Source organism: Aequorivita sediminis (genome assembly GCF_032080575.2).
Lineage (GTDB): Bacteria > Bacteroidota > Bacteroidia > Flavobacteriales > Flavobacteriaceae > Aequorivita > Aequorivita sediminis.
The window spans coordinates 337436-360658 of record NZ_JAVLSO020000001.1; the positions used below are offsets into that span (position 1 = coordinate 337436).

Consider the following 23223-nt stretch of genomic DNA (forward strand, 5'->3'; position numbering starts at 1 on the left):
ATGTACTTTTGTGGCTTCAAAATTTAAAAGAATGACAAATAAAAGACCACTTATTTTAGTAACTAATGACGACGGAATTAACGCTCCTGGAATAAGAGCTTTAATTGAGGTTATGAACACATTAGGGGACGTTTGTGTGGTTGCACCAGATTCTCCACAAAGTGGAATGGGACACGCTATAACTATTAACGACGCTTTGTACTGTAATCGTATAAACGTAAATAAAAATGAACCACAAGAAGAGTACAGTTGTAGTGGAACTCCTGTTGATTGTGTGAAAATTGCAGTAAACGAAATTTTAGATCGAAAACCAGATTTATGTGTTAGCGGTATTAACCACGGAAGCAATTCGTCTATTAATGTTATTTACAGTGGTACTATGAGCGCAGCAGTTGAGGCTGGAACTACCGGTATCCCATCTATTGGGTTTTCTCTCTTAGATTATTCGTTAGAAGCTAATTTTGAAGCCTCAAAAAAAATTGTAAAGGCCATTGCTGAGCAAACGCTTAAAAACGGACTTCCTAATGGAGTAGTTTTAAATGTAAATATTCCAAAGCTTAATGCTTCCGAAATAAAAGGTATAAAAGTTTGCCGTCAGGCAAATGCCTATTGGCAAGAAAAATTCGACAAACGCACTAATCCTCTTGGAAGGGATTACTATTGGCTTTCTGGTGAGTTTGTTAATCAAGATAAAGGACAAGATACAGATGAATGGGCTTTAGAAAATGGGTATGTTTCAATTGTTCCTGTTCAATACGACTTAACAGCTCATCATGCTATTAAGGAAATCAATTCTTGGGAATTACAGTAATTTTAAAAAGCTATAACATTAAATAATTTAATGACCCCCGTTTATTTTAATATATATAAATAACCAATGAAACCACATATAAAAGAAATTTTAATAGGGCTAGTTATAGGTTTACTTGCAAATCTTGCAGGAACTTATCTATATATTTTCTTTTTTTCTGACTTAGAAATTGAAGATACAATAAAAGCTGCATTAGCTAATGATTTTCTAGGTAGTTTAATCGCTTTAGGAGCCATTCTAAATTTAATAGTTTTCTTTATTTACCTTAAGAAAAACCAAGTTTACAGAGCACGAGGAGTTGTTATGGCAACTGTAATTGCCGCCTTGGTGATCTTATACACAAAGTTTCTATAAAATTATAGCGGGGATTTTTTATTAACTCATTAACTTAGTAATTTAAAAACCTAATAATAAAATACAAAAGAATGAGACGTGCAGTATTTCCCGGAACTTTCGATCCTATTACACTAGGACACTTAGATATAATTAACCGTGCACTACCCCTATTTGATGAGATAATTATTGCTATTGGTGTTAATGCCGATAAAAAAACAATGTTTACTTTGGAAGAACGCTTAAAATTTATTGAAGACATCTTTAAAGATGAAGAAAAAGTAAGCGTTAAAAATTATTCTGGATTAACAGCTAAATACTGTATAGATAAGAATGCTCAATTTATTGTTCGTGGATTGAGAAACACTACCGATTTAAATTACGAACAACCAATAGCTCAAACGAATTATCAAATGGCTAATGTTGAAACCATATTTTTAATCTGCTCTCCCGAGGTTTCTAATATTTCATCAACAATAGTTAGAGATATTATGCGAAATGATGGCGATTACTTACATTTAGTTCCAAGGTCAGTTAGAAAAATTTAATAGCTGGTAAAATTGAATTCTTCTAAATTATATTTGCATATCTAGTTTGTTTTCAATACCTTATAGAATCAAATTAGCTAAAATGAATAGCTATCGAATTCTATATTATTCCATAATAGCAATGCTAATATTATCCTGTAATAAGGATGATACAGTATTATCGTCTTCTACCTCCACTAATCAAAACCCTGTAACCTTTATAGATCCTGAACTAAAGCCCTTCGTAGAAAGTTTTTATATCGAAATGGAAGAACGTGGGTTAAACTATAGAAATAAGCCACTTTCTGCAATTTTTGTGAATGAGCTTTCAGCTCCAAATAGTTCTCAATTTTGTGCATATGGTTATCCAAATTTAAATGGGGTAGCCACTGTAGAGGTAATAAAAAACATTGGATGTTGGCTGTCAAAAAATCGTGTAGAACATGAAAATTTGATTTACCATGAACTAGGCCATGCTCTTATGAGCAAGAGCCATACCTATTCTTTATTCCCAAACGGATCACCAACTTCCATTATGTGTTCTTCAGAAGTTACTGATAATTACAGAGTTTATAACAAATATCAAACCGATCAAAAGATATTCTATTTAGACCAACTTGTATCTGGAACTGCAATGGAACCAGATTGGGCCAGCGAAAAATTCTATAGTTACACTTTAGAAACTGACACTTTTGACAATTCATTGGATGGATGGGAACATGATACAGAATATGGCACTAATAATTCATACACCTTTTTTGTTGATGAAAGTCACGCAATTTCTCTCCCTTATGCCCTTGGAATATCTAGTTCAGGCAATAATAATCCTGAAGCGGTTGGTTATTGGTATAAGTATTATGATATTTCCAATTTCAACAATTGCTCAAATCTAGTAGTGAGTGCTGATATTATTGCAGATAATTTAACAGAAGGCTATGTTGGTATAGTAATAGATTTTATAGAGTATCCAAGTCCGGGAATTCCTTTGCGATTTGGAAGATATTATAATTTAACTACAGAAAATTCAGCAAATTTAGTCTTATACGAAGACTTTAAAGCAACGGGCATTTGTTTAACAGAGGAAGTTCAAGCTGTTAAAATACATTTTTATTTAAAAAGTACAGCTCAGACATCCGTTTTTATTGATAACTTGAAAATCGATTTGTATGAATAACAAGCATACTTAAGTTAGAATTGTTCTCGTTATTAGTTCAGTAGAGTTAAAAATTTAGAAAACAAAAAACCCTTTCAGAAAACTGAAAGGGTTTTAAAAATTTTGAATAATCTAGAATTAAAGCGCAGCTACATGTTTAGCCATATTCGACTTCAAGTTAGAAGCTTTATTCGAATGAATAATGTTTTTCTTAGCCAATTTGTCGATCATAGAAACAATTGAAGGAAACATTTTCTCCGCTTCTGATTTATCAGAAAGCTCTTGAAATCTCTTCATGGCATTACGAGCAGTTTTATGCTGGTAACGGTTACGCAAGCGTTTAGCCTCGTTGCTTCTAATTCTCTTTAATGCTGACTTGTGATTTGCCATTGTATTTTTATTTAATTCTAAATTTTTGTAGTCCGTAGGGGAATCGAACCCCTGTTACCAGGATGAAAACCTGGCGTCCTAACCCCTAGACGAACGGACCATTACATTGTTTAATGCGGGTGCAAAAATACACCTTTTTTTTAATGTTCCAAATCCTTTTTAAAAAATTTTTAAAATTTTGATCTGGATTATAAAAAAGAACTTTTTTAACCAATTTCCCCAATTCGAAAACAAAACTAATTGTCTAAAATAACCGGATTAATCGTGCATTATATTTTCAAATGCGGCTGCAAAAATATACCTTTTTTTCAATACTCCAAAATGTTTTGAAAAAAATTTTGAAAAAATTAATATGCTTTTGCAAAAAGCACTTTTCCGGTCGATGGTTTACCTGTAACCATACAAGTTCCTGCTACGTTCTCCCCTTGTAAAGGAATACATCTAATTGTAGCTTTTGTTTCGTTTTTAATTTTTTCTTCAGTTTCTATGGTTCCATCCCAATGAGCTAGTATAAAACCTCCTTTAGCCTCTAAAACCTCTTTAAACTCTTCGTATGAAGATACCTCAGTAGTATTTTCAGTTCTAAAGGTATCGGCCTTATCAAAAAGGTTTTTTTGAATTTCATCCATTAAAGACTTCACCTTTTCAACTACATCTTCGTTAGCGATAAATTCTTTTGTAAGTGTATCTCTTCGTGCCAATTCCACAGTACCCTTCTCTACATCTCTAGGACCAATGGCAATACGCACAGGAACTCCTTTTAATTCGTATTCGTTAAACTTCCACCCTGGCTTTTGAGTATCGCGGTTATCGTATTTTACTCTAATACCTTGCGATCTAAGTTCCTTCATTAAGTCTAAAGCAACTTCATTTACAGCTTCAAACTCTTCATCTTTTCTATAAATAGGTACAATAACAACTTGATCTGGAGCCAAATTTGGAGGTAATACCAATCCGTTGTCATCGCTATGCGTCATAACCAAAGCTCCCATCAAACGTGTAGACACACCCCAAGATGTAGCCCATACGTAATCCAATGCTCCGTCTTTTGTAGCAAATTTCACATCAAAAGCCTTAGCAAAATTCTGACCTAAAAAGTGTGATGTTCCCGCTTGAAGTGCCTTTCCATCTTGCATAAGAGCTTCAATACAATAAGTTTCTAAAGCACCAGCAAAGCGTTCACTTTCTGTTTTTGTTCCTTTTACTACTGGAATAGCCATATAGTTTTCAGCAAAATCTGAATATACATTCATCATTTGTTCTGCTTCTGTTATAGCTTCTTTTTTAGTGGCGTGAGCAGTATGTCCTTCTTGCCATAAAAACTCGGCAGTACGCAAAAACAAACGTGTACGCATTTCCCATCGCACCACATTTGCCCATTGGTTTATCAATAATGGTAAATCTCTGTAAGATTGAATCCACTTTCTATAGGTATCCCAAATAATAGTTTCCGATGTTGGACGTACGATTAATTCCTCTTCTAATTTAGCATCTGGATCTACAACAATTCCGCTTCCATCCTCAGCATTCTTTAATCTGTAATGAGTAACAACTGCACATTCCTTAGCAAATCCATCAACGTGACTTGCCTCTTTACTGAAATAAGATTTGGGTATAAACAAAGGGAAATAAGCATTTTGATGTCCTGTTTCTTTAAACATTCTATCCAATTCAGCTTGCATACGTTCCCATATTGCATATCCGTATGGTTTGATAACCATACAACCTCTTACAGCTGAGTTTTCAGCGAGGTCTGCTTTGATTACCAGTTCGTTATACCATTTGGAGTAATCTTCTTCGCGTGTAGTTAATTTCTTTGCCATAGGCCGGGTTTTGGCACAAAAGTTGCACCTATGTTAAATGATTAGTTATTGTCCGCAAAACTACTTATTTTTATAATGTCCAACAATTAAATTACCCAAGATATGTTCACTCAAAAATTCAATATAAAACGTTTCACCCCGATAGCATTTATAGGAGCTTTAGTTCTTTTACTATCGTCCTGTGGAACCCATAACAACGGCTATTACGACTCGGATGGAATTTACGCATCTGGAAATGAATCTCGTACTGAAAGTTACGACAACAACCCATCGAGCGAAAAAGCTAATTACTACCAACAATACTTTAAAAGCAAAGCTGAATCTATTTCAGAGATGCCTGAAGAAGGCGCTATTTTTACTGATATCGAAGCCTACGCTACTACAGAGCGTTTAGACGATGAAGGATATATAGTTATTGAAGATAATTACGAAGATGAAGGTTATGGCGCTTGGGGAAGCAATTCTGAAGATATTACTGTAAACATATACAACTATGGCGGACATGGATATGGCTTTTATCATAGACCTTACTGGTATGGTGGGTATTGGGGACACTCTTATTACACACCTTTTTGGGGAATAAGCTATGGTTGGGGCTATCCTTATTATGGATATGGATATGGTTACGGATATGGCTACCCATACTATGGTTATGGCTACTATCACCCACACTATTACAACAATTATTATTATAACAACCACTATTACAATGGTGTGTCATATAATCGCGGACGAAGAAATACAGATTATAGTAGATCACAAGCTCGTGGACGCTCTAACAATGTATCAACCAGAAACTCGTCATATAGTAGATCAGAAACTACTCGCAGAATAAATAGAAATAGTGTTCGCGCAAATTCTAATACACGCTCTTCAAACAATAGCACTATTAGAAGTGGAAACACTCGTTCAAACAACACTAGGTCAACACCTGTTATTAGAAACAACAGAAACACGAAACCTAGCACTAGCCCTACGATTCGAAACACACGTAGCAATAGAAATAGTAGTTACTCACAGCCTTCAAGAAGAAATAACAATACTACAAGAAATAGTACATTCTCTTCTCCTTCAAGAAGTAGTAGCTCTGGTTCTATGCGAAGTTCTGGCGGAAGTACACGTTCTAGTGGAGGCTCAAGAAGTAGCGGCGGAAGAGGATAACATTAAACGTTATTGTGTATATAAAACCCATCGATTATAGCATCTATCACTAGCGTAATACATTCATAATAACGCAATATCAATTTCAAGATTCTAACAATGCCCAATAACCATTTCATTATAACTCGAAATGCTTATTTTGGGCATTATCTTTTAATAAAATTTTAATCAATATTATCAAAATGAAAAGAATTTCATTATTAATAACATTAAGCATCTGTTTTGCAACATCTCAAGCTCAAGATATATCAGACGGCTTACGCTATAGCAGCAACCAAAACCTTGGAACAGCTCGATATACAGCCTTAAGTGGTTCAATGGGCGCCTTGGGAGGTGATTTCTCTGCCATGAGCTCAAACCCCGCTTCAGGGGCAGTTTTTTTAACCTCTACCCTTTCGCTTTCCTCATCTTTCAACAACATAAATAATAGCAGCAATTATTTTAACAACGAAGAAGAAACCTCTAAAACTGATTTTTCTCTAAATCAATTAGGTGCTATTTTCGTAATAAACAATGCAAATGAAGAATCCTCCTTTAAAAAGTTTACTATTGGATTAAATTACAATCAGTCAAACAATTTTGAAAACAAGCTCTTTATTGCAGGAACTGGAAATAACACTATCGGTAATTTCTTTTTAGAACAAGCGCAAGGAATGCCTTTAAACCTATTAGACTTAAGATCTGGAGAAACAATTACAGATTTATATCAATACCTAGGTGAAACTGAAGGAAGTGCAGCACAAAATGCCTTTTTAGGCTATCAAGGTTTTCTATTTGACCCTATAGACCCTAGTAATCCATTAAACAGTGAATACATTTCAAATATAGCTGGAGGAGTATTTAACCAAGAATACGCATATCTTTCACAGGGATACAACAGTAAGTTTACTATTAATTTTGCCACTCAGGTTACAAATAACTTATACTTTGGAGCAAATATAAACACCCACACTATTGAATACGACCAAATTACATTTCTATTAGAAAAGAATAATAATCCGGGCTCTATTGTTCGAAGCGTAGGATTTGAAAACAATCTTTCGGTTACAGGCTCTGGTATCTCTGCTCAAATTGGTGGTATTGCTAAAGTAGCGAACAATCTTAGACTAGGTTTAAGCTTCGACACTCCTACCTGGTATCAAATAGCTGAAGAAACAACTCAGTCACTTAAAAGCAGTCGTGTTTTTGAAGGAAAAACGATTAATGAATATATAGATCCGAGAGTTATTAATGTTTATGAAGATTACAACCTTAAAACTCCTGCAAAGGTTACTGCAAGTGCCGCTTATATTTTTGGTCAAAGCGGATTAATAAGCTTTGATTATTCATATAAAGATTACTCTTCTATTGAGTTTAGCCGTTTAAACAATTATTACGACCCATATTTTGATACAATGAACAACGCTATTAAAAACACTTTAAAAGCAGCTTCTAAATTTAATGCTGGTGCAGAGTACCGTATTAATCAATTAAGCCTACGAGGTGGATTTCACTATGAAGAAACTCCTTATAAAAACAGTGAAGTTATGGGAGACTTAACAGGATTTTCTTTAGGTGCAGGGTATAATTTTGGACGATTTAATGCAGACATTGCATATTCTCGATCAGAACAAGAAAGAAACCAACAATTGTATTCTGTTGGATTAACTGATACTGCTTTAATAAATTCAGTTTACAACAACTTTATACTTTCGTTGAGTTTTACTTTATAATTTCAATTACATTTAAGAACTTTTTGAAAGCGAAAAGCCTCTGCATTACCTAATGCAGAGGCTTTTTATTTATTATTCTATTATTCTATTACTCTTATCGTTTTAAGGTGAAATGACCTGTAAATACTTTCGGCGTATCATCTTCTTTATACTCAACTCTAAACCAATAATCACTTGATGGCATTGGTTTTCCATTAAACGTTCCATCCCAACCTTCTCCAATTGGACTTAACTGTTTAAGAAGCTTTCCGTAACGATCAAAAATATAAATCTTAGCAGTAGGATCGGCCGTTCCAATTCCAATAATATTCCAAGTGTCGTGGTATCCATCCTCGTTTGGAGTGAAATACAATGGATAATCAACTACTCCAACTTCAATCGTTACACTTCCACAGCCATTTATATCTCTTATAGTAATAGTATGCATTCCAGGTGAAACTCCCTCAAATATATTATTGGTTTGAAAAGGTCCATTGTTTAATTGATACACATACTCTCCTAATCCTTCAGCGGAAACCTCAATGGTATGTGGGTTAGCAAAAGCCGAAGTAATAACCTCAGCACTATAAACTAGAGGTGGAGATGAAACTACAACAGTTGTTACAGCTGTAATTTCACATCCCGAAGCTATTTCCGTTATAATCACACTATACTCACCTTCTTCTAATGCTATTATGGAAGCTCCAGTTTCACCTGGAATCATTACTCCATTCAACATCCACTGGAAAGTATAATTGTTAGGGTTTAGCCCTGTATCGATTAATGGAGGAGAAGTTTGGCCATCTTCGTTTTCAATAGGATTGCCATTCTCATCCACACACAACCTGTATTCGTCTTCTAAATTTACTTTAGGTAATTCTTGCACTTTTAAAATCACCTCAACTACTTCAAAACATTTTGGCTCGTATTGGTTTTCGCTATTGGTAACTCTAGCATAAATTACTTGAGGATTGATTACGTTATAGTAAGGGAATGAAATTGCGTTTACATTATTTAAAGCATTTTCATAAGTTTCAAAATAACTAATTAAATAAATGTTTGGATCTTGTCCAACCAATATTTGATTACGAAGCGTTACAACATCAGGGTTCGTTAGGTCTTCTAAATCAAATTCGGCAATGCCATCATTTGCCTCAAAGTTGTCACACACAATAAGTGGGTTTGGTGTGTTTGCGAGAGCGCCTTCTTGAACAATTAATTCAAAACTTTGATTTCCACCTATAAAACAACCTGTTAGTGAATTTTCAATTCGCGTGTAAATAGTTTGTGGAGATTCTGGGTTACCAGCTAAATCTCTGTTTTGATGTGCAGTTGTATTTACAATTTGATTAATTCCGTTGGCAGCATCAGTAGGATCCAAGTAAAAACTTACCATTAAACTAAAAGGTGATTGTTCTCCCAATATTTCTGGAATCTTAGTGGTTAGATCGAATTCTGCTACTCCATCAGTATTAATTTCACATATCATATATGGTGATACTATAGCACTATCATCTGGTACAGGATCTACAATTAATTCTAGTTTTACAAGTTCAAAACAAGAACTATCTGGATTACTCCCTTTAACATATACAGTCTGTGGATTGCTTATATTTTGATAGCTTTCTGGATTAGGAATTTGATCTATTCCGTTGAATGCATCGTCGTAACTTTCATAATACGTAATATCCCAAGTACCACCATTAAGAATTTGGTCTTCTCTTATAGTTAAATCAAATATTTCAACTTCATCATCAGGACCAGGACCAACCACAATATTCTCATCACACAATCTTATAGGTTCTGGCACTACTAAGTCTGGGTTAGGTAATACTCGTAACAATAATGTTGTGAATGCAACACATTCTGTTGAACCATCTTCTACTCTTACATATAGCGTCTGAGGATTTACAGTATTTACAAATGCAGTATCTGGATCAATTTTGTTAGAATTGTTTAAGGCATCGTTTTCATTTAAAAAGTAACTAACTCCCATTCCTGGAGCACCATTTGCTATTTCGGAATTCTTAAGCGTTAAATCAAATGTCGTAAACCCATCGTTTATAGGACCTAAATCCTCACAAAGCTCAAAAGGAGTAGGATCTACTATAGAAACAGCTCTAGAGACTATAAGTGTAAACTTTCCTACAGTATAACAATCAGATCCATCGATAAAAGCCAAACGAACAAAAATATCTTGTGGGTTTGTAACGTTTGTATAAGTTTCAGGCTCACCAATTGGATTCAGACCAGATTGAGCATCTGCAAGAGTCGTGTGGTACGACAATTCAAGTTGCGTAGGATCTTGTGAGCCATAAATTAATGGCTCTTGCACCGTTAAATCAAACTCCGCAAAACCGTTACCATCAGGATCACAAGCTACCAGGTCTGGTAAATCTAATGGTACTATCGGACTTGGTTTAACAATTAAATCTAATGGCACTACTTTGAAACACCCACTTGTATTGGGAGGTAAATCAAAAGAGGCTCTTGCGTAAATTGTCTGGTTAAAAGCAACAATATTTTGAAATGGAGATGCCAATGGGAAAGTTCCATTATTTGCATCGTTTAAAGTTTCGTGATAAGTCACAACTATAGAAGGGTCCCCTCCTGCAATCTCTTCGCTTTTTAGGGTCAAATCAAATTCAGCAAAACCATCGTGGTCTGTATCACATACTTCTAATGGAGTAGGCTCTACAACTGTAGGAACAGGAAGCACCCTTAGAATCAACTCTGTAGTTGCCACACATCCGGTTTGACCTTCTACAGCCACGTAAATTGTATACGGTGTAATTCCAAATCCACCACCATCAACTGGGTTTGTGTATGTTGTTGGGTTTAGAATTGGATTGTCATTTTGTAAATCGATTAAAGTTTCAAAATACTTAACAGTTAATGTGGCATCGCCATTTGTGATAAATGCGTTATTAGTTGTAAGGTTGAAAGTTGAAATTCTATCCGTATCACTCCCACTTTCCAGATCATCACATAGCTCCATTGCATCAGGCTCTTGAATTATTGGAAATTCACCTAGAATTAAATCAAACTCACTGATTCTTGCACAAAGCGTGATATTATTTTCTAAGCGAACCCATATTGTTTGTCCAGCACTCGTAAAAGCATTTGGAGTTAATATAGGGTTTTGATCATCTATTGCTTCTTGTAAAAGGGTGTGATATGAAATAGTAAAGTCCGTTGTTGATTGAGTTCCATAAACAAAAGGAGTGTTTATAGTAAGATCAAATACTGCCTCACCACTTCCATCTGCATCACAAGCAAAAAGATCTCCAAATTCTGAAGTAGGTTGATTTGGCAATGGGTTTACAATTAGTGTAAGCTCAACAACAGCAAAACAACCTGTAGAGGTATTTTCTACTCGAGCCCAAACGGTATCAGTAAAAGGGATATTATTTAAATATGGACCAGTAATTTCACCAGCTCCACCTGCTTGGGCAAGTGCTTCCAGTGGGTAATACTTAACTATTACATCTGGTTCACCTCCTATTATCTCGTCATCTTTTAAGGTAAGGTCGAATTCTGCAAAACCATCGTTATTATCATCACACACTTCTAAAGGTGTTGGTGCAACAGGTGTAGGTAATTGATCTACTACAAGAGTTAGCGTAACAAGTTTTTTACAACCAAAACCGTTGGAAACACGAGCAATTACAGTTTGCGGATTACTAGGTGCTGGTGGAATTGCTCTGTTTTGATAAGCTTGTGGATTGACAATTGGATTGTCTGCCAATTCATCAGCTGCAGTTTCGTACCAGGTAACAGTTACGTTAGTATTCCCCCCAGTAATTTCAAAATTTCTTGATGTTAAATCGAATGTACTAAGCTGATCGGTTGGGGTACTTCCATTTACCGTATCATCACATAAATGATAATCTTGAGGCTCGATAGCTATAGGCTCTGGATCTACAAATAATTCGAGTTCTACGATATCATAACATCCAAAACTTCCATTATTAGGTGTTGTATTAGTAGCATTTCCTACCCCAAGAACATAAATTATCTGAGTGTTGATTGTTTGATTTGTAAAAGTTTCTGGTGTTGCAATTGCTTGTGAGTAGTTAGGGGCAGTAAGCGCTACCTCCCCAGCGTCAATTGCCTGCTGTTCATTTGTATAATAATATAAATCGTATTGTGTTGGATCTAATGTTCCTAAAATTTCTGAAGCTTTAGAGGTTAAATCAAAAACTGCGTATCCATCTTGGTCATCATCACATATATGATAAGGTGTTGGTTCGGTTAAAATTGGACTATCACGAACTTCTAGAGGCAATTCAACAATGTTATAGCAACTTGTATTTCCACTTATTACTCGTGCATATACGCGGTCGTTATAAGGGTTGCGGTTTTCATAAGGATCCATCAACTCACCTTCATTGGTTTGCGCATCCAAATAAGTGTAGTGATAAGTAACGGTAAGCGCTGGGTCACCACCTGTAATATCCTCATCTGCATCATGAAGTGTAAACAATGTAAACCCATCATTTCCTGGATCACAAGCTATCAAAGCATCAGGAGTAGCATTTACAACTGGAGGACCATCCAAAATAATATCGAATTGAGTAGTTTCAAAACAAGTATTGTCATTGTTATTTTGGACTCGAGCATAAATGGTTGTAGGACTAGCTGCCACTGTATAAGGTTGCGGTAAAGGATTTGTTCCCGCGTTAGCTTCACCTTGCGTACCGTGATAAGTTACTGTATAACTTAAAGGGTTCTGACCATCTAGAATTGTTGCTGAGAATACCGCTTCTAAGTTAATCAATTCTTGACCATCCTCATCTTGGTCGCATAAATAATGTGGTGAAGTTGGTGCAGTAGCTGTAGCACCTTCGTATATCAATTCAAATGTATCAATTGCAAAACAATTTCCCTCTTCATTTTCAATGCGAACCCATATTGTTTGATTTGAACCAACAATAGGATAAGCATTAGCTGGATTAATTGGATTAAGACCAGATTCTGCCTGTAATAAATTTAAGTGATATGTAATTAAAAAGTTAGGATTCTGAGCTCCCAAAACAACGTTGTTATTCTGAGTTAAATCGAAAATACCAGGGGTGGAACCATTATCACAAATTGAGAGATCTAAAGGAGGATTGGCAATGATTGGTTGCGGATTAGTAATAATTTCGAATTCTTTAATTTGATCGGTTCCAAGTGGAAAACTTATTGTAACCCTATAATCACCCCCATCGGTAACTGTGATAGTTGGAAAATCTCCATTAAATATGGTCACAAAACCAGTTCCATCATCATATTCCCATAAATAGTTATTAGCTCCTTGTATCTCAGCATCTATAACAAATTCGTCACCTACACAGCCTGTTTGCGTAGTTACAATTGAACAGTCTGTTGAACCACTATTCGGATTCCCTGCATTGATTTGTTCTAATTTTATAAAACCGGGACTTTGATTATAATTGGTTATAACCAAAACATAAATTTCACCCGGTAGCGCATTTAAAATGGAAAAAGACTCAATAGGTTGAGCAGAATAACTACAAGCAACTTCGTTAAATGATTGAAGTTGTGTATAATCACAAAGATCATCTCCTTCCTGAAAAGGCCCCCAAGCAATAAAATCAACATCTAATCCCTGACCTATAGGGTCACCATTTGCATCAAAAGCTGTATTTTGAACTATCTCAAAATCTAACCTTCCTGCTTGATCTACTTGTAAATAAAACCAAGCTGGATATGGCTGGGTAAACAAACATCCGTAATCTGGACCAGCTTCTGCCGTTGCATTACAATTTGGGTCTTGATTATTACAATTTGGAAATATTAAAGCCTGATCGCCAGCACAAAATGGCTCGATAGTTGCACAAGTACTGCCTTGTGCAAAAGCAGACATTCCGGAAAATAAAAAGGAGATAATTAATACTAATAAATACGGGGAATTTTTCTTTATCATCTTACTAGGGTATAATGGGCGGGAAATTAAGAAAATTTTATGAAACCACCTTGTGAGTTTTATTAAAAATATAAAGACACGCTTTTCATATACAATAACCTATTGTGTATCTTTGCAACCCCAATAAAAACTTATTTTTAAAATACTAATGGGTATAGAAAAAGAACTTAGAGAAATAGAAGAAATGGGTAACGATCATATTGGTAGCTCCACAGAGACGCCTTTACGCCCAGATGCCTTCGAACTTAGCGATATAGAAAAGATTGCGAGCATTAAGAAAGATGTATACAACATCATGCAAACCTTAGGGCTAGACCTAACTGATGACAGCCTAAAAGGTACTCCAAACCGAGTGGCAAAAATGTTTGTACAAGAGATTTTTGGCGGACTACATCCAGATAGAAAGCCAAAAGCATCAACTTTTGACAATAAATACAAATACCAGGAGATGCTGGTAGAGAAAAATATCACGCTTTATTCTACTTGTGAGCACCACTTACTTCCAATTGTTGGGAAAGCTCATATTGCTTATATTAGCAATGGTACAGTTGTAGGCTTATCAAAGATGAATAGAATTGTAGATTACTACGCAAAACGACCACAAGTTCAAGAACGTCTTACAATTCAAATAGTTAAGGAACTTCAAAATGTTCTAAAAACTGAAGACGTAGCTTGTGTTATAGATGCAAAACATTTATGCGTAAACTCTAGAGGTATTCGCGATATCGATAGCAGTACTGTAACAAGTGAGTTTGGTGGTGCGTTTAAAAACCCTGAGACTCGTAGAGAATTTTTAGACTATATTAAATTTGATACTGAATTCTAATTATTGACAAGACACCTCTTAATCGATGTACTATTAACTATATTACACCATTCAGTTTTTTAAGAGGTAGGATTTTCAAGGATTTAAGTAATTCAGCAGAACTCGGACAAAGCAATTTAAAATTTACACATTTTTGCAGACCAAATGAAATAGGTTAAAGCTAAAAAGTAAATTATACCGAAACATATCATCTTGTAAATAAGATGGTTGTACTAAGAAATAAAATCGATTAAATTTTTGGTAACCAAATCGGTCACCTGTCATCCGTCATCTACCCTATAATTATGAATGACTTACACATATACAATTCAATTTCGAAAAAGAAGGAAAAGTTCACTCCCATACACGAAGGTGCAGTAGGCATGTACGTTTGTGGACCAACAGTTTACAGCAATGTGCACTTGGGGAATTGTCGCACCTTCCTTTCTTTCGATTTAGTTTTTAGATATTTAAAGCATTTGGGCTATAAAGTACGTTATGTGCGTAACATTACAGATGCCGGACATTTAGAAAATGACGGTGAAAGCGGCGATGACCCAATTTTAAAGAAAGCACGTCTAGAGCAAATAGAACCAATGGAAGTGGTTCAAAAATATACGGTTGACTTTCATACTACAATGGCGAAATTTAACGCTTTACCCCCAAGTATCGAACCGACTGCTACAGGACATATTTATGAGCAAATTCATATAGTAGAAAAAATCATTGAAGAAGGATTTGCTTACGAAAAAAACGGCTCTGTTTATTTCGATGTATTAAAATTTAACGAAACGAACGATTACGGAAAACTAAGTGGTAGGAAGCTAGAAGACATGATAGCCAACACCCGCGAACTTGCCGCTCAAAGCGATAAGAAAAACCCACAAGATTTTGCCCTTTGGAAAAAAGCTGAGCCGCAACATATAATGCGCTGGCCTTCTCCTTGGAGCGATGGATTTCCTGGTTGGCACCTAGAGTGTACTGCTATGAGCACAAAATACCTAGGGAACAATTTTGATATTCACGGAGGTGGAATGGACTTAAAATTTCCTCATCACGAATGTGAGATTGCACAAGCTGAAGCTTGCAACAACACCTCTCCTGTAAATTATTGGATGCACGCCAACATGCTAACCCTTAACGGGAAAAAAATGTCCAAATCTACCGGAAACTTTATTTTGCCAGATCAAATGTTTACTGGTAATAACGATATATTAAGCAAACCATTCTCTCCTACTGTTACAAAGTTTTTTATGTATCAGGCACACTATCGCAGTATATTAGACTTTAGTAGTGATGCTCTTGAAGCTTCTGAAAAAGGATTTAATAGATTAATGGAGGCACATAGAATTCTTTTAAAATTAGAATCTTCCGAGGACAAAAGCTCTATTGACATTCAAGCGTGGAGAAAATCTTGCTATGATGCGATGAATGACGACTTTAATAGCCCTATTTTAATCGCCCATCTTTTTGAAAGCATCAAATTTGTAAACGCTCTAAAAGAAGAAAAAGAGACTATTTCTAAAGCAGATTTAGAGATTTTCAAAAAAACAATGCACGACTTCCTTTTTGAAGTTTTAGGTTTAGAAGATAACACTTCAGATAACTCTCAAGACAGTGAAAAACTTTCTGCAGCCGTAGAGCTTCTTATTCAATTACGAAATGAAGCACGTGCCAATAAAGATTTCGCATTAAGTGATAAAATTCGCGATGAGCTTGCAGCAAAGGGAATTCAACTTAATGACGGGAAGGAAGGAACAACATTTTCACTGATTTAGGAGCTAAACCTTCAAAAAAAGTTTTATGAAAAAAGTCCTTATATACCCATTTGTCTTACTCATAAAAGGATATCAAGGCTTTATTTCACCTTTGTTACCTTCAAGTTGTAGATACACTCCTACTTGTTCACATTACGCAGTTGAAGCATTGCAAATTCATGGTTTGATAAAGGGTAGTTGGCTCGCAATAAAACGAATAGGTAGTTGTAATCCTTGGGGAGGTTCAGGCTACGATCCCGTACCACCAAAAAAGAAATAAATTAGTTCGGCGTTACTTTTTCGCTTTTGTTATCTTTACGCGACGCAATAAAATTTTCCATATGCATTACTTAAGTTTTACCTGGAATCCTTCTGAAGGAATTGATCTTGGCTTTTTCATGATACGCTATTACAGCTTGATGTTTGTTGTAGCTTTTACGCTGGGTTGGATTCTAACTAAAAAAATATACGAACGCGAAGGTATAGCTCAGGAAAAACTAGATAGCCTTTTTATCTATATGGTTGCAGCTACACTAATAGGCGCACGATTAGGTCACGTTATTTTTTACCAACCAGAATTATTTGTTCAAGATCCGCTTTCAGTATTCTTACCTATAAGCACAGTACCGGAATTTGAATTTACAGGGTTTCAAGGTCTGGCAAGTCACGGGGCTGCAATTGCAATTCTTATTGCTATGTATTACTACACTAAGAATGTTGTAAAAAAACCTTTTTTATGGGTAATGGATCGAATAGTAATTGCTGTAGCAGCAGGTGGTGTTTTTGTAAGAATTGGAAATTTTATCAATTCAGAAATTATTGGAAAACCTTCTGGCGATTTCCCTTTAGGTGTTCGATTTTTACATGAAAGCATTAGCCCACAAGAAGCCGTAAGCGTAACCGGTATACAACCTGTAAGCAAGGCTTATGATGCTATCGCAAATAACCCTCAATTTGCAGAGATACTTCAATCGGTGCCATTACGTCATCCAGCCCAATTATATGAAGCTGCAGGCTATGTTATCGTGTTTTTAGTTTGTTGGTATTTATACTGGAAAACTGAACGCAGAAAACAAATTGGTTACATCTTTGGAGTGTTTTTAATTCTTTTGTTTATGGTTCGCTTTTTAGCCGAGTATGTAAAAGCTAGCCAAGGCGGTTTTGAATCTGTTTTAGGGCTTCTTTCAACTGGTCAATGGCTTAGTGTTCCATTTATTCTTGCAGGTATATTCATTATGTGGAAGGCTTCAAAAAAACCAATTACAGAATAACTAACAATCACAGAAACTCAATTATTAAACCGAATAAAAATCAACCTAACTTAATTCTTTGGTTTATTTTGTTAAAACCATAATTAGAAAAGCTGTGTAAGTATAATAATAAAATGAAAAAACTATTTATCTCTGCCGCAATTGTCGGCGCTATGTTGACATTTTACAATTGCAAAGATGTTCCAGAAACTGAAACTAAAATTCTAACCAAAGAAGTTACTTTTAAAAAAGATGGTGAACTCGAGTTATTAAAGGCAGAAAACGATTCAGTAATCGCAAAACTAGACATCGAAATAGCTGATGACGACTATAAAACTCAAACAGGTTTAATGTATCGCCGTTCTATGGACGAAAGCCACGGAATGTTATTTATATTCAACGATATGCAAATGCGATCATTTTATATGAAGAACACCGAATTTGCTCTTGATATAATATACTTAAATTCAGATATGGAGATTGTTAGCATCCAAAAAAATGCCCAACCTTTTAATGAAACTTCTCTACCATCAGAATCACCAGCGCAATACGTATTAGAAGTAAATGCAGGTCTTTCTGATAAATGGAAATTAGAGAAGGGTGATAAAATTCGATACACTAGAAATTAACTTAAAGCTTCTGTCTTACACTATTTTTAAACTTACTATTACCCTATAACTAACGAGGCTTTCAAATAATACTTGTAAAACTGCTAAAATAAAAATAGCCCTTTTCTATCCGAAAAGGGCTATTTTACTATTATTGAGATTTGAATTAAGCTTCTACAGCAGGAGCTTCTTCTTCTTCTTTTCTATCTAGTAAATCCTCAATGTTTTTACGTTTTACAGTATCATACATAATTGGAGTTGCTATAAACAATGAAGAGTATGTACCTACAAAGATACCCACTATAATTGCAAACAGTAAACCTCTAATAGACTCAGCTCCAAAGAAGAACATACACAACAATACGATAAGCGTAGTAAATGAAGTATTTAAGGTTCTTCCTAACGTACTATTTAAAGCCACATCAATTACTCTGTTCATTTTCCAGTTTGGATGCTCACCGAAGAACTCACGAATACGGTCAAACACAATTACGGTATCGTTTAGAGAGTAACCTACAACCGTAAGGATTGCCGCGATAAACGCTTGGTCAATCTCCATACTGAATGGCATAAACTTATAGGTAAGTGAGAAAACACCTAGTACAATTACCACATCGTGGAAAATTGCAGCTACCGCACCAAGTCCAAATTGCCATTTTCTAAAGCGTAATAAAATATAAAGGAAAACAACAATTAACGAACCAAATACAGCCCAGAAAGAGTCTCTCTTAATGTCGTCTGCAATGGTCGGACTTACTTTATAGTATTCCATCCTACCGATCGATTTTCCTTCTTGATCACCCACGAATTTTTCGAAAGTCATATCTGCAGGCATATCTTTTTTCACAGTTTCAAAAAGCATACGCTCTATTTCATCATCTACTTCTGTACCAGTTTCTTCTACTTTATATTTAGTAGTAATCTTTAACTGGTTATCTCCTCCATAGGTTTTTGCCTCTGCACTTCCAAAAGTTGCAATAAGGTTTTCTTGAATTTCAGCAGAATTAACATCCTTAGCAAAACGAACAGTATAAGTACGTCCACCAACAAAATCAACACCTTGGTTAAGTCCATTAGTAAAAAGTGAGATTGCACTAATTGTAAGCATAATTGCTGAAAAGATATAAGCCATTTTACGCTTCTTCAAGAAAGCAATATTTACATTCGTAAATAGATTCTTTGTAATTGAAGTTGAACAAGGTAAATCCTTTCCATTCTTTGTATAATTATCAATAAATAATCTTGTGATAAATATTGAAGTAAACAATGCTGTTGCAATACCAATTAATAAGGTAGTAGCAAACCCTTGAATAGGACCTGTACCAAATACTAATAGAATTAAACCGGTAAGACCAGTAGTAATGTTAGCATCTAGAATTGAAGAAAGCGCGTTGTTGAAACCATCTCTAATAGCATCTTTTTGCGCCTTACCCTTTGCTAGCTCTTCTTTAATACGCTCAAATATAAGTACGTTAGCATCCACAGACATACCTATTGTTAATACGATACCCGCAATACCAGGAAGCGTAAGTACGGCACCAAGACCTGCCAATATTCCGAATATAAATAGTATGTTTACTAATAAAGCGATATCAGCAAAGATTCCAGCTTTACCATAGTAGAAAATCATCCAAACAAGCACTATCCCTAAAGCTAATAAGAACGATAATACACCACTGTTAATTGCCTCTTGTCCTAATGTTGGTCCAACAACTTCACCTTGTACAATTTCTGCAGAAGCAGGAAGTTTACCCGCACGTAGTACGTTTGCTAAATCCTGACCTTGAGGCACAGTAAAGTTTCCAGAAATCTGGCTACGACCACCAGCAATTGGTCCTGAAGTAACACCTGGAGCAGAATATACGATATCATCAAGAACAATCGCAATCTGACTTTGGTTTTGGTATGCATCACCAGTCATTTGCTCCCATACTTTAGCACCTTGACCATTCATTTGCATAGATACAACTACGCGGCTCATTTGGTCAAACTCTTGTCTTGCATCAACAACTACACTTCCTCCAAGAGGTGGTGTATTGTTTCTGTTTCCTTTTAATACATATAATGAAGAAGTTTCTTCACCGTCTAATTGTGGATTAGCCTCTGGTAATCCCCATACGAATTTTGCAAAACGCAATTCATTTGGCAGTAATGATTTAATTTGAGGGTTGCGTAAATATCCGTTTACAACAGAAGTATCCTTTAGTCTAAAAGTCGCAATTACTGGACTACCTTGACTTCCCAAAGAAACCATCTTAGAAAGAATTGGGTTTGACACACCATCATTCGCAAGCGAATCCTTAACGTCTTGTCCACCTAATAATTTACTTACATCATCATCTTCTGTAGCAGTAGAATCTGTTTCTTCTTGTGTAGTTTCAACCGTTGTTGCAGTTTTTGAATTAGCTGATTCTATTTCACCAGCCTTTAAATCTGCAGCCTGTAAGAAACCTGCCACTTCTTCAAATTTATAAACATCCCAAAATTCAAGTTGAGCTGTACTTTGAAGTAATTTTTTTACACGGTCTACATCTTTAGCACCTGGAAGTTCAACAAGTATTCTCGCAGACTTTCCAATACGCTGAATGTTTGGTTGGGTAACACCAAATTTATCAATACGTTTTCTTAAAACCTCAAAAGCTGAAGTAATTGATTCATCAATTTTCTTTTCGATAATTGGTTTTACTTGAGCGTTAGTCATTCCAACCTCAATTACATCTTCTAGATTTTTATTGAAGAAAATATCTGGCGATGCAAGATTATTTTCACCTGGAAGTGCTTCAAAAGCTTTAAAGAAAGACTCTAAATAAGTGTCTTGACTTGTTTTCTGAAGTTCTTTTGCGTTTTCTAAGGCTTGGTTGAAAGCCGCGTCTTTCGAATTGTTTGCAAGACCTTGCAGGATATCTTTCACAGACACCTCAAGCATTACGTTAATACCTCCTTTAAGGTCAAGACCTTTATTCAATTCTTTTTCTTTAGCAGTTTTATAATCAACTCCTAAAAATACTGGGTTATTTGCCACAGAATCCAGGTAACGTGCCTCAGCAACGTTTCTTTCGTGTGGTTGATCCTCAGTGAACTTGCTGTTTGCAAATTCTTTTGCACTATCCTCTACTTTACTTGTAATAAACGTAAAAGAAAGCTGATAAATACTTACCAATCCAAAGAGGATGGCAAATACCGCTACTAATCCTTTGTTTTGCATAATTTGTTTTTTGGGGTCAGATTTTTACACTCCTATTGCGAAGTTTCGAAATAGGGCCGCAAATATATGGTTTGCGATTTTATCTGACAATATGATATTGTTTAAATAAGTTATATTAAACTTTAAAGAATATTTACCTCTAAAATTTTTAGAAAATTGAAATCTATGGGTAGACTTCAACTATAATATGTAGAAATTAAGAATAAGGACCTGCTCTTACCTCTGGTATTTTGTAGGAGGCATTGTCTATTAAAAGTGAAAGTTTACCAAAATTTTTAAAAGCAACTGCATCATATCCCGTTTTATAAACTACCTCAATTTCTGAAGCTCTTAACGATACAATGGGATTTAAGTACTGATCTTTTAAATGTTTAGTTGCAACTGGTAATCCTTGAAGACCCGAATCTGTATGTAAATCTTTTTGAATTACAACTACCTCTAGCTTGTAAACCTTAGAGTCGGACGAATAAGGAAACTCAGTACTATTATCATTTTTTGTGAAATCTGTCTCGTCAATTTGAAGTTTATTTTGACTGTTAAACAGATTCTTTACTACTGCAACATCAATAGCACTGTAATACGCTACCGTTAATTTGCCATCCTGAAATTTAGATATTTGCACATCTTCAATTCCAATACTCTTAAGCTGCGAAGTAATTTCTGAAATGGCGTGATTTGCTTCATCAGAGTTTACGGAATTAGCATCAAACTGTACTACAATTTCCTGATTAGGAAGCGTAGCTTTGTCTATGCTTATTCCTAAAAAGGCAAGAGCAATTGTTATTCCAGTAAGATACCATCTCCAGTTCACGTGCCAAATATAAAAAAAATAAAGACTGTATTGCTACAGTCTTTAAGTTTTATAATTCCTTAATTGATTTATAGTTAAATCTTCCCGAAATTAAATTAAAATTCTAATTCAAAGTAAAGGCTACTTTCAGGATTATCTTCAGTAACATCTTCACCTTTTAAAATTTCACCAGCTTGGTTTAACAACTTTAAATTAATTTTCCAGTAACCAGTCATCGTTAACGACAGTTTTCCATTGTACATTTTGTTAACTGAATTGTACGTTAAATCTATATTATTTGGCGAACTGTGATTTCCCATACCTGGCATACGCGGATCGATTGTTATTTTAAAATTTTCAACAACAGGAAAATTCATCATGTCCTCCATTTTGTAGAGAACAGCTTGCATATCGTTTAACGCTACTTCAGGATTTTGAGGCCCAACGTATGCCAAAACATATTTAACACCATCTACCCCCATAAATACTTGAGTTTTTACCATTCCGTCATTTGGTTGTAAAATTGTAATCCTAGTTACTCCTTCAACAGATTCACCATTCAAATTATAATTCAGTTTTAGCTCCCAATACTCTGTTTCGTTGCTTGGCATCTGAAAAACAATATGACCTTTGTAAACCGTACTTTCTTCGGCGTTACTCAACATACTATGTGGCGCAGAATGAGTTCTATCCGTCATATTCATCATTGGCATCCAACTTAATTCAGCATCATTTAGGTATTTATCTGTTGTTAAATCTTTAATTCTAATAGAGATTTCATTATAACCAATTTCAAGATTTTGTTTCTCCGAATAGATTTCAACAACGTGATTTACGTCTGAAATTTCATAGATTTTGCTTAAGCCTTCAACTGGGTTAACCTCTATTGAAGTATTATCATCGTCGTCAGAACAACTTACAACTGATATTGATATTAAAAGAAATGCGAATATATATTTAAGTGTTTTCATTTTTATTAAGGTTTTT

The 23223-nt window shown here is 35.2% G+C and carries 17 protein-coding genes and 1 tRNA gene; 11 read left to right on the forward strand and 7 right to left on the reverse strand.

The genetic code is table 11. From position 1 onward, the window contains the following. Positions 1 to 31 precede the first annotated feature (31 nt). From surE to RT250_RS01600, 4 genes are all read left to right on the forward strand, one after another. Positions 32 to 811, forward strand: coding sequence for a 5'/3'-nucleotidase SurE (gene surE / locus RT250_RS01585; protein WP_313111527.1), 780 nt, complete (start codon positions 32 to 34; stop codon positions 809 to 811). Positions 812 to 877: 66 nt separating this feature from the next. Next, the gene (locus RT250_RS01590) at positions 878 to 1165 is read left to right on the forward strand and encodes a hypothetical protein (RefSeq protein WP_313111528.1); all 288 of its coding nucleotides are present in this window, start codon (positions 878 to 880) and stop codon (positions 1163 to 1165) included. Positions 1166 to 1236: 71 nt separating this feature from the next. Next, the gene (gene coaD, locus RT250_RS01595) at positions 1237 to 1692 is read left to right on the forward strand and encodes a pantetheine-phosphate adenylyltransferase (RefSeq protein ID WP_313111530.1); all 456 of its coding nucleotides are present in this window, start codon (positions 1237 to 1239) and stop codon (positions 1690 to 1692) included. 82 nt (positions 1693 to 1774) lie between these two features. Beyond that, the gene (locus RT250_RS01600) at positions 1775 to 2845 is read left to right on the forward strand and encodes a hypothetical protein (protein ID WP_313111531.1); all 1071 of its coding nucleotides are present in this window, start codon (positions 1775 to 1777) and stop codon (positions 2843 to 2845) included. Positions 2846 to 2962: 117 nt separating this feature from the next. On the opposite strand, the gene rpsT is transcribed toward RT250_RS01600, so the two are convergent. The 3 genes from rpsT to proS form a co-directional block, all read right to left on the reverse strand. Continuing rightward, on the reverse strand, positions 2963 to 3214 hold the full coding sequence (gene rpsT, locus RT250_RS01605; protein ID WP_139855298.1) for a 30S ribosomal protein S20: 252 nt from the start codon (positions 3212 to 3214) through the stop codon (positions 2963 to 2965). A 28-nt stretch (positions 3215 to 3242) separates the two neighbouring features. Further along, positions 3243 to 3314, reverse strand: a tRNA-Glu gene (locus RT250_RS01610). 247 nt (positions 3315 to 3561) lie between these two features. Then, a complete protein-coding gene (gene proS / locus RT250_RS01615) occupies positions 3562 to 5037 on the reverse strand; it encodes a proline--tRNA ligase (protein WP_313111533.1) in 1476 nt (491 codons plus the stop codon). A 102-nt stretch (positions 5038 to 5139) separates the two neighbouring features. Between proS and RT250_RS01620 the strand changes: the two genes are divergently transcribed. Further along, positions 5140 to 6198: a hypothetical protein gene (locus tag RT250_RS01620; RefSeq protein WP_313111535.1), complete on the forward strand. Its 1059-nt coding sequence runs from the start codon at positions 5140 to 5142 to the stop codon at positions 6196 to 6198. Between the two features lie 182 nt (positions 6199 to 6380). Further along, positions 6381 to 7910 (forward strand): OmpP1/FadL family transporter, encoded by a 1530-nt coding sequence (locus RT250_RS01625; RefSeq protein WP_313111538.1) that lies wholly within the window; start codon positions 6381 to 6383, stop codon positions 7908 to 7910. 94 nt (positions 7911 to 8004) lie between these two features. Here RT250_RS01625 and RT250_RS01630 read toward each other — a convergent pair whose 3' ends face one another. Continuing rightward, entirely contained in the window at positions 8005 to 13821 is a 5817-nt protein-coding gene (locus tag RT250_RS01630; RefSeq protein ID WP_313111540.1) for a T9SS type B sorting domain-containing protein, read from the reverse strand. A gap of 148 nt (positions 13822 to 13969) precedes the next feature. On the opposite strand from RT250_RS01630, the gene folE reads away from it, so the two are divergent. From folE to RT250_RS01655, 5 genes are all read left to right on the forward strand, one after another. Then, entirely contained in the window at positions 13970 to 14647 is a 678-nt protein-coding gene (folE, locus tag RT250_RS01635; RefSeq protein ID WP_271392579.1) for a GTP cyclohydrolase I FolE, read from the forward strand. 284 nt (positions 14648 to 14931) lie between these two features. Further along, complete coding sequence (gene cysS / locus RT250_RS01640) at positions 14932 to 16404, forward strand: cysteine--tRNA ligase (protein ID WP_313111544.1); 1473 nt, start codon at positions 14932 to 14934, stop codon at positions 16402 to 16404. Positions 16405 to 16429: 25 nt separating this feature from the next. Then, entirely contained in the window at positions 16430 to 16663 is a 234-nt protein-coding gene (gene yidD / locus RT250_RS01645; RefSeq protein WP_313111546.1) for a membrane protein insertion efficiency factor YidD, read from the forward strand. A 61-nt stretch (positions 16664 to 16724) separates the two neighbouring features. Further along, positions 16725 to 17654, forward strand: coding sequence for a prolipoprotein diacylglyceryl transferase (gene lgt, locus RT250_RS01650; protein ID WP_313111548.1), 930 nt, complete (start codon positions 16725 to 16727; stop codon positions 17652 to 17654). Between the two features lie 113 nt (positions 17655 to 17767). Beyond that, positions 17768 to 18262: a DUF192 domain-containing protein gene (locus RT250_RS01655; RefSeq protein ID WP_313111551.1), complete on the forward strand. Its 495-nt coding sequence runs from the start codon at positions 17768 to 17770 to the stop codon at positions 18260 to 18262. A 145-nt stretch (positions 18263 to 18407) separates the two neighbouring features. On the opposite strand, the gene secDF is transcribed toward RT250_RS01655, so the two are convergent. From secDF to RT250_RS01670, 3 genes are all read right to left on the reverse strand, one after another. Further along, on the reverse strand, positions 18408 to 21446 hold the full coding sequence (secDF, locus tag RT250_RS01660) for a protein translocase subunit SecDF (protein WP_313111553.1): 3039 nt from the start codon (positions 21444 to 21446) through the stop codon (positions 18408 to 18410). A gap of 196 nt (positions 21447 to 21642) precedes the next feature. Continuing rightward, entirely contained in the window at positions 21643 to 22257 is a 615-nt protein-coding gene (locus RT250_RS01665) for a hypothetical protein (RefSeq protein WP_313111555.1), read from the reverse strand. A gap of 95 nt (positions 22258 to 22352) precedes the next feature. Beyond that, positions 22353 to 23207 carry a hypothetical protein gene (locus tag RT250_RS01670; protein WP_313111556.1) on the reverse strand — a complete coding sequence of 285 codons (855 nt, stop codon included), beginning with the start codon at positions 23205 to 23207 and terminating at the stop codon, positions 22353 to 22355. Positions 23208 to 23223: the final 16 nt, after the last annotated feature.

What these genes read in the sequence shown, in the direction of transcription:
- surE (WP_313111527.1), top strand. Translation starts at nt 32, where the DNA reads ATGACAAATAAAAGACCACTTATTTTAGTAACTAATGACGACGGAATT.
- RT250_RS01590 (WP_313111528.1), top strand. Translation starts at nt 878, where the DNA reads ATGAAACCACATATAAAAGAAATTTTAATAGGGCTAGTTATAGGTTTA.
- coaD (WP_313111530.1), top strand. Translation starts at nt 1,237, where the DNA reads ATGAGACGTGCAGTATTTCCCGGAACTTTCGATCCTATTACACTAGGA.
- RT250_RS01600 (WP_313111531.1), top strand. Translation starts at nt 1,775, where the DNA reads ATGAATAGCTATCGAATTCTATATTATTCCATAATAGCAATGCTAATA.
- rpsT (WP_139855298.1), bottom strand. Translation starts at nt 3,214, where the DNA reads ATGGCAAATCACAAGTCAGCATTAAAGAGAATTAGAAGCAACGAGGCT.
- proS (WP_313111533.1), bottom strand. Translation starts at nt 5,037, where the DNA reads ATGGCAAAGAAATTAACTACACGCGAAGAAGATTACTCCAAATGGTAT.
- RT250_RS01620 (WP_313111535.1), top strand. Translation starts at nt 5,140, where the DNA reads ATGTTCACTCAAAAATTCAATATAAAACGTTTCACCCCGATAGCATTT.
- RT250_RS01625 (WP_313111538.1), top strand. Translation starts at nt 6,381, where the DNA reads ATGAAAAGAATTTCATTATTAATAACATTAAGCATCTGTTTTGCAACA.
- RT250_RS01630 (WP_313111540.1), bottom strand. Translation starts at nt 13,821, where the DNA reads ATGATAAAGAAAAATTCCCCGTATTTATTAGTATTAATTATCTCCTTT.
- folE (WP_271392579.1), top strand. Translation starts at nt 13,970, where the DNA reads ATGGGTATAGAAAAAGAACTTAGAGAAATAGAAGAAATGGGTAACGAT.
- cysS (WP_313111544.1), top strand. Translation starts at nt 14,932, where the DNA reads ATGAATGACTTACACATATACAATTCAATTTCGAAAAAGAAGGAAAAG.
- yidD (WP_313111546.1), top strand. Translation starts at nt 16,430, where the DNA reads ATGAAAAAAGTCCTTATATACCCATTTGTCTTACTCATAAAAGGATAT.
- lgt (WP_313111548.1), top strand. Translation starts at nt 16,725, where the DNA reads ATGCATTACTTAAGTTTTACCTGGAATCCTTCTGAAGGAATTGATCTT.
- RT250_RS01655 (WP_313111551.1), top strand. Translation starts at nt 17,768, where the DNA reads ATGAAAAAACTATTTATCTCTGCCGCAATTGTCGGCGCTATGTTGACA.
- secDF (WP_313111553.1), bottom strand. Translation starts at nt 21,446, where the DNA reads ATGCAAAACAAAGGATTAGTAGCGGTATTTGCCATCCTCTTTGGATTG.
- RT250_RS01670 (WP_313111556.1), bottom strand. Translation starts at nt 23,207, where the DNA reads ATGAAAACACTTAAATATATATTCGCATTTCTTTTAATATCAATATCA.